This window comes from Xanthomonas vesicatoria ATCC 35937 (assembly GCF_001908725.1).
Lineage (GTDB): Bacteria > Pseudomonadota > Gammaproteobacteria > Xanthomonadales > Xanthomonadaceae > Xanthomonas > Xanthomonas vesicatoria.
Genome location: NZ_CP018725.1, coordinates 4,832,088 through 4,846,227 on the forward strand (window position 1 = coordinate 4,832,088; position 14,140 = coordinate 4,846,227).

Annotated in this window: 10 protein-coding genes; 7 read left to right on the plus strand and 3 right to left on the minus strand. The window is 63.6% G+C overall.

Annotated features, from left to right (window positions below; translation table 11 throughout):
- The first annotated feature begins 66 nt into the window (after positions 1-66).
- From BJD12_RS21110 to BJD12_RS21130, 5 genes are all read left to right on the plus strand, one after another.
- Positions 67-900, plus strand: a complete 834-nt coding sequence (locus tag BJD12_RS21110) for a transporter (RefSeq protein ID WP_372498093.1) — start codon at positions 67-69, stop codon at positions 898-900.
- Between the two features lie 135 nt (positions 901-1,035).
- Positions 1,036-2,205 carry a LacI family DNA-binding transcriptional regulator gene (locus tag BJD12_RS21115; RefSeq protein WP_425480578.1) on the plus strand — a complete coding sequence of 390 codons (1,170 nt, stop codon included), beginning with the start codon at positions 1,036-1,038 and terminating at the stop codon, positions 2,203-2,205.
- A 40-nt stretch (positions 2,206-2,245) separates the two neighbouring features.
- Positions 2,246-3,529, plus strand: a complete 1,284-nt coding sequence (gene fucP / locus BJD12_RS21120) for an L-fucose:H+ symporter permease (protein WP_005997114.1) — start codon at positions 2,246-2,248, stop codon at positions 3,527-3,529.
- Positions 3,526-4,512 (plus strand): carbohydrate kinase family protein, encoded by a 987-nt coding sequence (locus BJD12_RS21125; protein WP_005997113.1) that lies wholly within the window; start codon positions 3,526-3,528, stop codon positions 4,510-4,512. The genes fucP and BJD12_RS21125 overlap by 4 nt, the downstream gene beginning before the upstream one ends.
- Entirely contained in the window at positions 4,509-5,714 is a 1,206-nt protein-coding gene (locus BJD12_RS21130; RefSeq protein WP_005997112.1) for an AGE family epimerase/isomerase, read from the plus strand. The genes BJD12_RS21125 and BJD12_RS21130 overlap by 4 nt, the downstream gene beginning before the upstream one ends.
- Positions 5,715-5,866: 152 nt before the next feature.
- Here BJD12_RS21130 and metH read toward each other — a convergent pair whose 3' ends face one another.
- From metH to BJD12_RS21145, 3 genes are all read right to left on the minus strand, one after another.
- Positions 5,867-8,620: a methionine synthase gene (metH, locus tag BJD12_RS21135; RefSeq protein ID WP_058563963.1), complete on the minus strand. Its 2,754-nt coding sequence runs from the start codon at positions 8,618-8,620 to the stop codon at positions 5,867-5,869.
- 241 nt (positions 8,621-8,861) lie between these two features.
- Positions 8,862-10,001 carry a homocysteine S-methyltransferase family protein gene (locus BJD12_RS21140; protein WP_005998475.1) on the minus strand — a complete coding sequence of 380 codons (1,140 nt, stop codon included), beginning with the start codon at positions 9,999-10,001 and terminating at the stop codon, positions 8,862-8,864.
- The gene (locus tag BJD12_RS21145) at positions 9,998-10,993 is read right to left on the minus strand and encodes an ArsR/SmtB family transcription factor (RefSeq protein ID WP_058563964.1); all 996 of its coding nucleotides are present in this window, start codon (positions 10,991-10,993) and stop codon (positions 9,998-10,000) included. Before BJD12_RS21145 ends, BJD12_RS21140 begins: the two co-directional genes overlap by 4 nt.
- A gap of 153 nt (positions 10,994-11,146) precedes the next feature.
- Between BJD12_RS21145 and BJD12_RS21150 the strand changes: the two genes are divergently transcribed.
- Together BJD12_RS21150 and BJD12_RS21155 are read left to right on the plus strand one after the other, a co-directional pair.
- Entirely contained in the window at positions 11,147-12,265 is a 1,119-nt protein-coding gene (locus BJD12_RS21150) for an acyl-CoA dehydrogenase family protein (RefSeq protein ID WP_005996868.1), read from the plus strand.
- A gap of 225 nt (positions 12,266-12,490) precedes the next feature.
- Positions 12,491-14,014, plus strand: a complete 1,524-nt coding sequence (locus BJD12_RS21155; RefSeq protein ID WP_005996870.1) for a platelet-activating factor acetylhydrolase IB subunit — start codon at positions 12,491-12,493, stop codon at positions 14,012-14,014.
- Positions 14,015-14,140 lie beyond the last annotated feature (126 nt).

Consider the following 14,140-nt stretch of genomic DNA (forward strand, 5'->3'; position numbering starts at 1 on the left):
TTACCGTAAGGCGCACGCAGGCTTAATGTCTATCGCGCCGTTGCTCACTTTCCGATGGTGCCGCATATGTCCGTGTCCTCGAACTATATGAAGCGTTACGCTGGGGACTCAATTTCGCCCGCCACGCGTAATCCGCTGCGTTTGCGTGCTGCTCGCCTGGGCGGATCAGCCGGCATAGTGCTCGCGCTCTGTGGTGCGAGTCCGCACGCATTTGCCCAGTCGGAAGACGCACCGGCATTCGACCGCCCTGGCATCCCGTTCGCTGCCGAGGTGCTGCAGCCTGGTGCGTTCGCGTGGGAGCAGGGCTTGCCGGATGCCAGTACCGACCGTGCTGAAGGTCAGCGCACAACGCTGTATACGGCAGACACCGTGCTGCGTCTGGGACTGTCACAGCACGTGGAGTTGCAACTGGGGAGTGACAGTTACAATTGGCAGCACGGTGGTGGCGCGCACGCGCACGGCGGTGGCGACAGCCACGTTGGGTTGAAGGTCGCCCTGCCATCGCGTTCGGAGAGTTTTCATTGGGCTGCATTGGGCACCTATAGCGTGCCGACCGGCAACCCCGCCTTCAGCGATGGCTATTCGCGTGAGCTCGGGGTGACTGCATCGTGGGATCTCGCGCAGCAGCGCGCGTTGGCGTTGTACGTCAATTACGCACGCGACAACGATGGGCACACCTGGACGTTTTCGCCCAACTACACGTTCTTCTCGGGCGAGCATTTCAGCAGTTATGTGGAAGCAGGCCTGGATACCGGCAGCGAGCATTCGCGTGTGGCCGGTGCCGGCGGCGCCTGGCAGCTGCCGCATGCGATGCAGCTGGACGTATCTGTGCTGCGCGGGCTGACCTCGCAAAGCCCGGATTGGCAGGGCGGGATCGGGTTATCGATCGCGTTTCAGTAGTGGGATCCTCGATCCACAGCCGCCACGACGGTATTGCAGCCTGCGTGTGCGTCCGGTGCCGAAAGCGAATGCTGCACTGCCGCATGCATTGACTAGCCGGAAGAGGCTTAATTGGATCGATCCAATTTAAGTCCAGTGCATGCGCGTTTTTCACTCAGTGGGGTTCGCCGCTTGACGCGGCCCAAGACTTCAGCCACGCCCGAGGCTGGCGACGCGCGCCTGGCACGGCGTGGCGCGGTGACGCTGCGCGACATTGCAAGCGCGATCGGCGTCTCGCGCGCGACTGTGTCGCTAGTGCTGCGGGGTAGCCCGCTGGTGCATGCGAGCACCCGCGCGCGCGTGGAAGCCGAGCTTGACCGCCAACATTACGTCTACAACCGGGCAGCGGCCAATCTGCGCCAGCGCACCTCGTCCAGTATCGCGCTGGTCATCAATGATCTGTCCAATCCGTTTTTCGCAGAGTTTGCAGCCGGAGTCGACGAAGCATTGGGCGCGGCCGGCTATGTGACGTTGTTGGGCAGCACCGGCGAGTCCACGCAGCGTCAGCAGGCGGTGCTGACCTCGTTGATGGAGCACACGCCCGCCGGGATCATCCTGTCGCCTGCCGAGGGCAGCCAGGCGCAGGCCCTGGCGCAGGTGCTCGGCCGCCAGCGCAACGTGGTGTTGTTCAATCGCGAAGTGGAAGGCGCCGGCTGGGACCTGTTGGCACTGGACAACGAGCAGGGTGCGTTCCTGGCCTGCATGCATCTGATTGCGCAAGGCCACCGGCACATCGTGTTCTTCGGCGGGCATGCCGAATCCAGCTCGTGCCGACAGCGCCGCGCCGGCTATACGCGCGCGATGTCCGGCGCGGGACTGGATGCGCACTACGTCGAGTCGGCGCCCAATCGTCAGGATGCTGCGCTGTGCGGCACGCGCATGCTCGATAACGCCGATCAACCCGCCACAGCAGCGGTTTGCTACAACGACAGCGTTGCGCTTGGCCTGATGGCGGCGCTTGCGATGCAAGGCATCGTGCCAGGCCGCGATTTCGCGGTGACCGGTTTCGACGACATCGCCGAAGCCGCCTTGTTTACGCCGGCGCTGACCACGTTGGCGGCAGACCCACGTGCGCGCGGCCGGCAGGCTGCGCAGCTGGTGCTGCAGCGTATCGGCAGCCCGGACCTGGCCTCGCAACGGCTGACTGCTGCGGTCGCGCTGAAAGTCCGCGCGAGCAGCGCCTGCGCACCCGCGCACCCCTCTTCTTCGCAACATCCCACAAGCGATTCCCCCGTCCATTCTCCCACCAAGGCCTCAGGCCGCTGACCAGGCAACTTCTATGGTTTCCCTTTCCACGCAATCCCCGATGCCAAGCGGCAATAAGGCGCCCGTCAACAACCGCGTCGCATTGTCGGTGGTGACCACGATCTTTTTTATGTGGGGCTTTCTCACCTGCCTCAACGACATCCTGATCCCGCATCTGAAGGCGGTGTTCGAGCTCAATTTTGCGCAGGCGATGCTGGTGCAGTTCACCTTCTTCGGCGCCTACTTCCTGATGTCGCTGCCGGCCGGTTGGCTGGTCAATCGCCTCGGCTACAAGCAGGGCATCGTGGCCGGGCTGGCGGTAGCGGCGGTCGGTGCGCTGGGTTTCTGGCCGGCGGCGGAGTTGCGCGTGTACGGCGCGTTCCTGGGGGCATTGTTCGTGCTGGCGACCGGCATCACCATCCTGCAGGTGGCGGCTAACCCGTATGTCGCATTGCTGGGTCCGGAGCGCAGTGCCTCCAGCCGTCTGACCCTGGCGCAGGCGCTCAATTCGCTGGGGACCGCAATCGCACCGTTGCTGGGTGGCTGGTTGATCCTGTCCAACACGGTGATGAGCGGCGACCAGCTCAAGGCCTTGCCTGAGGCCGAGCAGCTGGCCTATCGCGTACAGGAAGCGCAGGCCGTGCAGGGCCCTTACATCGGGCTGGGCGTGGTGCTGTTCCTGCTGGCGATCTTCGTGTTTCTGTTCCGTCTGCCGGCATTGACTGACGCCGGCGCGCAGAGGGAAGAAAACAAGCACTCGCTGCTCGATGCGCTGCGTCATCCGCATGTGCGCTTCGGTGTGCTGGCGATCTTTTTCTATGTCGGCGCAGAAGTGTCGATCGGCAGCTTGATGGTCAATTACTTCTCGTTGCCGGAGATCGGTGGGTTCACCGAGCGCGAGGCGACCAAGTACGTCTCGGCATACTGGACGCTGGCGATGATCGGCCGCTTCATCGGGTCGGCGTTGCTGGCCAAGCTGTCGCCGCGCGTGCTGTTGTCTGTGTTTGCCGGCATCAACGCTTTGCTGTTGGGGCTGACCATGGCCAGTGGCGGCATGCTGGCGGTGTATGCGCTGGTGGCCATCGGCCTGTTCAACTCGATCATGTTCCCTACCATTTTTACCCTGGGCATCGAGCGTCTTGGTCCGTTGACCGGGCGGGCGTCCAGCCTGTTGATCATGGCCATTGTGGGCGGCGCGATCGTGCCGTATCTGCAGGGTCTGCTGGCCGATCGCATCGGCCTGCATGAGTCGTTTGTGCTGCCGTTGGTGTGCTACCTGTACATCGTCTTTTACGGCATCTGGGGTTCGCGCCTGCGCGGCGCACTGGTGGAGGCGCGCGCATGAGTGCTAGCAAGAACCAGGTGGTCTGTTTCGGCGAAGCCTTGATCGACATGCTCGCACTGCCGCAGGCCAGCACCGATGACGCGCGCACCTTTGCGCAATATGCCGGCGGTGCGCCTGCCAATGTCGCGGTTGCGGTGGCGAAGCTTGGCGGCGCCGCGCATTTTGTGGGCATGCTCGGGCGTGACATGTTCGGCGACTTCCTGCTGCAGAGCCTGCAGCAGGCCGGTGTTGCCACCGACGGCATTGTGCGCATCGGTGAAGCCAAGACCGCGCTTGCGTTTGTGGCGCTGGACGAAGCCGGTGAGCGCAGTTTCAGCTTCTACCGGCCACCGGCAGCGGATTTGCTGTTCCGTTCGGAGCACTTTGCCGCGGACGGTTTTGCGCAAGCAGCGGTGCTGCACGTGTGCTCCAACAGCATGACCGAGGATGCGATCGCGCAGTGCACGCTGGACGGCATGCGCCGTGCGCGTGCCGATGGCGCCATCGTCAGCCTGGACCTCAATCTGCGCCCGATGCTGTGGCCGCAGGATGTGGACCCGGCGCCGTTGTTATGGGAAGCACTGGCGCTGGCCGATGTGGTCAAGCTCTCGCGCGAGGAACTGGAGTATCTGGCCGGCACCTTGCACAGCGATGCCAGCGCGGTGACACAGAAACTGTGGCAGGGCAACGCACGCTGGCTGCTGGTCACCGACGGCGGCGGCCCGGTGCATTGGCAGACACGGGTGGATTCCGGCCAGGTGCCGGCGTTCACGGTGCAGGTGCGCGACAGCACCGCCGCCGGCGATGCGTTTGTCGGTGGTCTGCTCTATCAGCTGGCCGTCCGTGCGACCACGCTTGAACACCTTTGCAGTGATGCTGCAGCCATGACGCAAGTGATTCGTTTCGCTGCGGCTGTTGGCGCACTGGCAGTCACGCGCAAGGGCGCGTTCGCCGCGATGCCCAGCATCGATGAAGTCCATTCCCTTATCCAGGAACAAGCATGAGCCCGTTGCCCGCATCTCCCGCCCCCGATTTCCGTTCGGCCGATGTGCTGCGCCAGCATATTGCCGACACCATGGTGTTCTATCACCCGCGCGCGATCGATCCGGCCGGTGGCTTCTTCCAGTATTTCAAGGATGACGGCAGCATCTACGATGCCGGTCACCGGCATCTGGTGAGCAGCACGCGCTTCGTCTTCAACTACGCGATGGCGTATCGCGAATTCGGCAACGCGGAGTACCTGCAGGCGGTGCGTCACGGCCTGGATTATCTGCGCAACGTGCACCGCAACGCGGCCACGGGTGGGTATGCCTGGACGTTGCGCGATGGCGTCGTGGAAGATGACATGAATCACTGCTACGGCGTTGCATTCGTGCTGCTGGCGTATTCGTGCGGCCTGAAAGCCGGCGTCGCCGAGGCGCGTGCGTGGATGGACGAAACCTGGCAGTTGCTGGAAAAGTACTTCTGGGAAGCAGAGTTCGGCCTGTATCGCGACGAAGCCGATGCCCAGTTCAACTTCACTACGTATCGCGGCCAGAACGCCAACATGCATATGTGCGAGGCGATGATCGCCGCCTACGAGGCGAGCGGCGAACAGCGCTATCTCGATCGGGCACTGCTGCTGGCCGATCACATGACCCGACGCCAGGCGGCCAAGGCAGATGGCCTGGTGTGGGAGCACTACGACCCGCAATGGAACATCGATTGGGACTACAACCGCGATAATCCCAAGCACCTGTTCCGCCCCTGGGGCTTCCAGCCCGGTCACCAGACCGAATGGGCCAAGCTGCTGATGCTGCTCGATCGCTATGCACCCACGGACTGGCTGTTGCCGACGGCGCAGCATCTGTTCGATATTGCGGTGGACCGCTCATGGGATGCACAGCGTGGCGGGTTGTATTACGGCTTCGCGCCCGACGGCCAGGTGTGCGACGACGACAAGTATTTCTGGGTGCAGGCCGAATCGTTGGCTGCAGCGGCTTTGTTGGCGCAGCGAAGTGGCGATGCGCGCTATTGGCAGTGGTACGACAAGCTGTGGGATTACTCCTGGAAGCATCTGGTCGACCACCGCTACGGGGCGTGGTACCGCATTCTGGATGCGGACAACCGCAAGTACAGCGATGAGAAGAGCCCGGCCGGCAAGACCGACTACCACACCATGGGCGCGTGCTACGAAGTGCTGAACGTGTTGCGGCCGGCAGATTGATGCGGGTGTGACAGGGCGCGGCCGTCTATGAGCGGTCGCGCTGTCTTGCAGGGGCGCACCCGCGCGCGACGCGGCGTTATCGTTCAAGCCCTCCGCAGCCGGGTGCGCTACGACATTGGTTTGCCTGTGGTTGTGGCGATGCCGACCCGTTCTTATTCCGGGTCGTAATCCAGATTCGATGCGAGCAAGCGCTCGGCCAAAGCCAGCGTGATGCCCTTGCGCTTTGCGTAGTCGGCGACTTGTTCCTTGCCCAGCCGCCCGACCACGAAATACTGGCTCTTGGGATGGCTGAAGTAATACCCCGACACCGCGGCGGTGGGCAGCATTGCAAAGCTTTCGGTGAGCGACATGTCCGCATTGCGTTCGGCATCGAGCAGGTCGAATAGCATGCGTTTTTCGCTGTGTTCCGGGCAGGCAGGGTACCCAGGCGCCGGGCGAATGCCGCGATAGCGTTCGGCAATCAGTGCCTCGTTGTCGAGGTCTTCGTTATCGATGTAGCCCCAGAACTCGGTGCGCACGCGCTGGTGCAGGCGCTCGGCCAGGGCTTCGGCCAGGCGATCGGCCAGTGCCTTGAGCAGGATCGAGTTGTAGTCGTCGTGCGCCGCTTCAAAACGCGCAACATGCGGGTCGATTCCGATACCGGCGGTGACCGCAAACGCACCGATCCAGTCCTGTTTGCCGCTGCTCTTGGGCGCGATGAAATCAGCCAGGCAGAAGTCGGGGCGGTCGATGGGTTTGTCGACTTGCTGGCGCAAGAAGTGCAATAAGCGCCGGGATTCGGGATGGGGAACTGGGGATTGGCTGGGCTGCTGCGAATCCGCAGTCTCGCTTGCCCGATCCCGGTGGTCTGTCAGGGCCACTTCAACATCATCGCCAACGCTAGTTGCAGGCCACAGCCCGAACACCGCCTTGGCCGTGAGCCATTTTTCGTCGACGATCTGCTTGAGCATGCGTCGTGCATCGCGATACAGCTCGCTGGCCTGGGTGCCGACGATTTCGTCGCTGAGGATGGCGGGGAATTTTCCGGCCAGCTCCCACGCCTGGAAGAACGGCGTCCAGTCGATCAGCTCGATCAATTCTTGCAGCGGGTAATCGTCGAAGACATGCAGGCCCGGCTGACGCGGAGTAGGCGGTGTGTAGTTAGTCCAATCGCCATCGAAACGCTGTGCCCGTGCCTTTTCCAATGACACCAGCCGCTTTGCATCGCCGCGGTTGCGATGGCGTGCGCGGATCTCGGCGTAGTCCGCATCGTTGGCGGCGACAAATGCCTGGCGCAGGTCGCGCGAGATCAGCGATTGCGCAACCCCCACCGCACGCGAGGCATCCTTCACCCAGACCGTGGGCGCAGTGTAATGCGGGTCAATTTTCAGCGCAGTGTGCGCACGCGAGGTGGTGGCACCACCGATCAATAACGGAATCTCGAAACCCTGTCGCTGCATTTCGCGCGCAACATGCGACATTTCCTCAAGCGAGGGCGTGATCAACCCGGACAGGCCGATCAGGTCTGCATTTTCTTCGCGCGCACGGTCCAGAATTACCTGCGCAGACACCATCACGCCCAGGTCCACCACATCGAAGTTATTGCAGGCCAGTACCACGCCGACGATGTTCTTGCCGATGTCGTGCACATCGCCCTTGACGGTGGCCATGATGATCTTTCCGTTGGATTTCCCGACATCGCCGGTGCGCAATTTTTCTGCTTCGATAAAGGGCAGCAGATAGGCCACGGCCTTTTTCATCACGCGGGCGGACTTGACCACTTGCGGCAGGAACATCTTGCCGGCGCCGAACAGGTCGCCGACCACGTTCATGCCGTCCATCAGCGGGCCTTCGATCACATCCAATGGACGTGTGGACTGCTGGCGTGCCTCTTCGGTATCGGTTTCCACATAGGCATCGATGCCGTGCACCAGCGCATGCGCCAGACGTGCACGGACAGGCTTGTTGCGCCAAGCCAGATCTTCGGCCTTGGCCGCGCCCTTGCTGCCTTTGTAGCGTTCGGCGATTTCCAGCAGGCGCTCGGTGCCGTCCTTGCGGCGGTTGAGGATCACGTCCTCCACGCGTTCCCGCAAATCCGGGTCCAGCTCGTCGTAGATCGGCATGCCGCCGGCATTGACGATGCCCATGTCCATGCCGGCCTTGATCGCATGGAACAAAAACACCGAGTGGATCGCCTGGCGCACCATCTCGTTGCCGCGGAACGAGAACGACACGTTCGATACGCCGCCGGAGATATGGCAATGCGGCAGCGTGCGCTTGATCTCGCGCGTGGCCTCGATGAAGTCCACCGCGTAGTTGTCGTGTTCCTCGATGCCGGTGGCCACGGCAAAGATGTTCGGGTCGAAGATGATGTCTTCCGGCGGAAAACCCACCTGCTCGGTCAGCACGGTGTAGGCGCGCGTGCAGATTTCCACCTTGCGCGCGCAGGTGTCTGCCTGGCCCACTTCATCGAAGGCCATGACCACGGCGGCGGCGCCATAACGCAGCACCTTGCGCGCCTGTTCGATGAAGACTGCTTCACCTTCCTTGAGCGAGATCGAGTTGACCACGCTCTTGCCCTGCAGGCATTTCAAGCCGGCCTCGATCACAGTCCATTTGGACGAATCCACCATCACCGGGATGCGCGCGATATCCGGCTCGGACATGATCAGATTGAGAAAGCGTGTCATCGCTTTTTCGGAATCGATCAGGCCCTCGTCCATGTTGACGTCGAGGATCTGCGCGCCATTGGCGACCTGTTGGCGGGCGACTTCCACCGCTTCTTCGTAGCGCTCTTCCTTGATCAGCTTGCGGAACTGCGCGCTGCCGGTGACGTTGGTGCGCTCGCCGACATTGACGAACAGCAGGTCCGGGGTGATGACCAAGGGCTCCAGGCCGGACAGGCGGGTATAGCGGGGAGTGCTCATACAAGTCTCGGCTGGACGGCGATAGCGCGATCGGTCTTGGTGGGATGGTGCGCACGGCAGAACGATGCCGCGCGATGGAATGCGACCCTTATCCGGCGCTGCCCGCCACCTTCTCCCGCGGGCGGGAGAAGGGCAGTACGCGGCGCACGGCGCGTCCTAGTCGCAGCCCAAGGGCTGCGCAGTCCTTCTCCCGCCAGCGGGAGAAGGTGCCCGAAGGGCGGATGAGGGCTCTCTTGCCGCATCACGCTGCCAACTCCTGCGCGCCAGGCAATTGCCGCGGCGACAGATCGGCGACTGCTTCGGCGATGGCGCGGATATGGTCCGGCGAGGTGCCGCAGCACCCGCCGACCAGATTGAGCAGGCCGGCCTGGGCGAACTCGCGCAGCGTCTGCGCCATTTCTTCCGGGGTTTCGTCGTATTCGCCGAACGCATTGGGCAGGCCGGCATTGGGATGCGCGCTGACGTAGCCGTCGGCGATCTGCGCCAGCGTTTCCACATGCGGGCGTAAATCCTTGGCGCCCAGCGCGCAATTCAAACCCACCGACAGTGGCCGGCCGTGCGCGACCGAAGCGTAGAACGCTTCGGCAGTCTGCCCCGACAGGGTGCGACCGGACGCATCGGTGATGGTGCCGGAGATCATCACCGGCAGCCGTCCGCCACGCGTTTCGAAGACTTCTTCGATGGCGTACAGCGCGGCCTTGGCGTTGAGGGTGTCGAAGATGGTTTCCACCATCAAGGTGTCCGCGCCGCCGTCGATCAGACCTTCGATCGCCTCGCGATAGGTCTGTCGCAGTGCGTCGAAGCTGGTATTGCGATAACCGGGGTCGTTGACGTCGGGGCTGATCGAGGCCGTGCGGCTGGTCGGGCCGAGCACGCCGATCACAAAGCGCGGCTTGTGCGGAGTCAGCGCTTCGACTTCGTCGCAGCAGGCGCGCGCGACCTGGGCGCCGGCCTTGTTCAACTCGTAGACCAGATGTTCCAGGTGATAGTCGGCTTGGCTCACCGAGGTCGCATTGAAGGTGTTGGTCTCCAGCAGATCGGCACCGGCATCCAGATAGGCGCGGTGGATGCCGGCGATAATCTCCGGGCGCGTCAGCAGCAGCAGGTCGTTGTTGCCCTTCAGGTCATGCCCTTCCGGTGCGTGTGCGTGATCGCAGCCCGGCCCGTGCACGTGCGCGCTGTCGTAGCCGGCGGCAAAACGAGTGCCGCGGTAATCCGGTTCCTGCAGATCGTGGCGTTGGATCATGGTGCCCATCGCGCCGTCGATGATGAGGATGCGCTCGCGCAACGCGGCAGTGAGCTTGGCAGCACGCTCCGGATGCAGCCACGGCAGCGAGAACGGGATCGGGGATGGGGGATTGGGGATTGCGGCGGGCGTCATGGTGCGATTCTCCGTGAGGCAGTGGTGCTGCTTTCAACGATTCCCGATTCCCGACTCCCAATTCCCGGCTTCACCGCAATCAACGAAATCACCTCGAAATGCGGCGGCCGCTTTTCGCGCGTCACCGTCTCCAGGCTGGACACCTCCAGCCCGGCCTTCTCGACGAACCTGCGCAATTCCTTGGCGGCAAACCCGAGATTGACGTGGCCATAGGCATGCACGGCCGCGCGGTGTTCGTGCTTGGCCAGGCTGCACAGCAGCAGGCGGCCGCCGGGGCGCAGCACGCGCGCGGATTCGGCCACTGCCTGCGCTGGCTTGGCTGCATAGGTGAGTGCATGCATCAGCACCACCAGGTCGAAGCTGGCATCGGGAAACGGCAGCGCATGCATGTCGCCCTCGCGCACCTCCACATTGCGTAACTTACGCAGGCGCTCGCTGGCGGCAGCGACCACACGTGCGCTGGTGTCAATGCAGATGTAGCGGGTGGCGTGCGGGGCCACCAGTTCGGCCAGCACGCCATCGCCGGAGGCGATGTCGAGCACGTCGCCGGTTTCCAGAAGAGGTAGCGCGGTGCGCGCCAGCGCTTCCCAGGTGCGCCCGGGCGAGTAGTGCCGCTCCATGTCGCCGGCCACCGAGTCGGCCCAGTTCTGGTCGGCGGCGCGGTTGGCGAGCACCGCGGCCACGCGCTCGGCATCCTGCCGCAGCAGCGGATCGTCGCTGCCGGTGCTCAGTGCCAGCCATAGCGCACGTTGGGCCGGGTCCAGCGACACCTCGTCGAAACGGTAGTAAGCCGACACGCCGGCGCGGCGGTCGCGCACCAGCCCTGCTTCCTTGAGCTTGGCCAGATGCGTGGATACGCGCGGTTGCGCCAGGCGGGTAATCGCCGACAGCTCGGCCACGGTGAGTTCTTCCTGCTCCAGCAAGGTCAGCAGGCGGACGCGGGTGGCGTCGGCAAATACCTTCAGGCGCGCCGACCAGTCTTCCAGATCCATGAATATCTCTATATCGCGATATGGAGATATTTTCGGCCGGGCAGCAGGTGCGGTCAACTACATACGCATGCGAATGGTTGGCGCTACAATGGCCGCTCAGCCAATACCCGGGAGGGGTCGAACGTGGATTTCAGCTTTACCGAAGAACAACTGATGATCCAGGATGTGGCCCGCCGGATCGCCCAGGAAAAGATCGCCCCCAGCGCGGAGCAGTTCGACCGCAGCGGCGAGTTCCCGTTGGAAAACATCCAGCTGCTGGGCGAAAACGGCCTGATGGGCATCGAGGTGCCGTCCGAGTACGGCGGCGCCGGCATGGACCCGATCAGCTATGCCTTGGCGATGATCGAGATCGCGGCCGGCGACGGCGCGCACTCCACCATCATGTCGGTCAACAACTCGCTGTTCTGCACCGGTATCCTGAAGAACGGCACCGAGGCGCAGAAGCAGCTGTACGTGCGCGCAATCGCAGAGGGCACGCATATCGGCGCATTTGCGCTGACCGAACCGCAGTCCGGCTCGGATGCATCGGCGATGCGCTGCCGCGCGGTCAAGCAGGCGGACGGCAGCTTCGTCATCAATGGCAAGAAGAGCTGGATCACTTCAGGTCCGGTAGCCAAGTACATCGTGTTGTTTGCGGTGACCGAGCCAGACAAGGGTTCGCGCGGCATCACCGCCTTCATGGTCGACACTGACAAGCCGGGCTTCCATCGCGGCAAGACCGAGCCCAAGCTGGGCATTCGGGCTTCGGCCACCTGCGAGATCGAGTTCGCCGATTACATTGCTCATGCAGACGACGTCCTGGGCGTGGAGGGCGAGGGCTTCAAGACCGCGATGAGCGTGCTCGATGCCGGGCGCATCGGCATCGCCTCGCAGGCAGTGGGCATTGCGCGTGCTGCCTATGAAGCCACGCTTGCGTACGTCAAGGAGCGCAAGGCCTTCGGCGCGGCCATCGGTACCTTCCAGATGACCCAGGCCAAGATCGCCGACATGAAGTGCAAGCTGGACGCGGCGCTGCTGTTGACGCTACGTGCGGCCTGGCTGAAGGGGCAGGGCAAGAAATTCGGCACCGAAGCGGCGGTCGCCAAACTCACCGCATCGGAAGCGGCGATGTGGATCACCCACCAGGCGGTGCAAATCCACGGCGGCATGGGCTATTCGAAGGAAATGCCGCTGGAGCGTTACTTCCGCGATGCCAAGATCACCGAGATCTACGAGGGCACCTCGGAAATCCAGCGCCTGGTGATCGCGCGTGGCGAGACCGGGCTGCGCTGAGGTCGGCCGCGCTCCGGCGCTGCCGCAGGTGCGGCAACGCCGGAGCGCTTTCCTTGATGCGAAGATCTTCGAGATCTACGCAGCCACGTGGGAAATGCCGTGTCTGGTGATCGCGCCTTGCTGCGTCCCTGAGCGATGTGTGGGGCACTGCCAAGTGGCGGCCGCGCTTGTCGTTTGCTCCGCACACGGACCACAATCGCGGCCTCCTTCTGTGCTGGTGCGCGTATGCCCCGGTCTTCGCACGCTGTTTTTTCCCGCCGCTTGTTGCCCGCGCTCGCGCGCCTGGTGCTATGCGGCGGACTGGTGTTGGTTTGCGGTGCGGCAGCTGCGCAAACACCGCCGCCGTCGATCGTTCCCACCGACCGCCTGCAGGAGTCCTGGTGGGCCCAGCGTCACGCGCAGGTACTGGATCAAGTCAAACAGCATCCGGAGACGAAGCTGCTGCTGATCGGCGATTCGATCACCCAGAACTACGAAAAATCCAAGGCGCCCGACGAAGAGTTTCAGCCCACCTGGCAGGCCTTCTATGGCGGCCGCGGGGCGCTCAATCTGGGCTTCAGCGGCGATGGCACCGAAAACGTGCTGTGGCGGCTGGCCAATGGCGAAGTAGACGGCTTGCAGCCCAAGGTCGCGCTTGTCTTGATCGGCACCAACAACACCGGCCATCTCGGCCAGACCGCGGAGCAGACCCAGCTCGGCATCGATGCGGTAGTCGCGGCGATCGAACAAAAACTGCCGCGCACGCATATCCTGCTGCTGAGCATGCTGCCAAGCGCGATTTCTGCGGAGAAATCGCGTCGCGATGCGCAGATTAACCAGGGCTTGGCGGTGCGTTACGGCGACAACCCGCGCGTGACCTACCTGGACGTGAGCTCGGTCTTCCAGCGCGACGGCAAGTTGCGCACCGAGTTGTTCTACGACACCCGGTTTCGCCTGGCTGCCGCTGCATTGCACCCGGACACACGGGGCCAGCGCATGCTGGCCGAGGCGATCGAGCCGACCCTGGCGCGGCTGCTGGGTGAGCCGCCGGTCAAGCCGGTGGCCGAACTCGGCCGCGACGTAACCACCTCATTGATACCGGTTGATTGGCTCGAGCAGGATTCCTACGACTGGTACGCCCGCCATCATGCCGCGCTGGCTGCTGCGCGCAGTTTGAAGCCGGAGGTGGTGATGATCGGCGATTCGATCACCCATTTCTGGGCCGGCCCGCCACAGGCCACGCGCGTCAGCGGGCCGGAGTCCTGGCAGTGGCTGTACGGCAAGCGGCCGGTATTGAATCTTGGCTTTGGCTGGGACCGCACGCAGAACGTGTTGTGGCGCATCCGTCAGGGCGAACTCGACGGCCTGGATCCGCGTTGGGTGGTACTGCATATCGGTACCAACAATCTCACCGGCACTGCGCAGTCGCGTGCGAGCACACCGGCCGAAACCGTGCAGGGTGTCGATGCCATCGTGCGCGAGGTGCGCACGCGCATGCCCAACAGCAAGCTGATCCTGATGGCGATCATGCCGCGTGGCCACACAGCTAGCAGCCCGCAACGCGCTCCGATTGCCGAAACCAACCGCCTGCTGCGCGCGCGGTACGCAGCCGACCCATCGGTGCGCCTGGTCGATATCGGCAAGCAGTTGCTGCAGCCGGATGGTAGCTTGCCGGAAGCGCTGATGCCCGACGGCACCCACCCCAGCGAAGCCGGTTACAGGATCTGGGCGCAGGCGTTACGCGATGCTGGAATAACGGCCGCTCCGTAGGGCGACCCAGGACGGCGGCACTCGCCAGGCAGATGCCGTCGTGTCGAAGTACCCGTGTGTGACCGAGGGGCTGCGTGCAGCGGGTGCCATGCGTCTGCACAGCGACACGTCGGTCGTCGCGCTAAT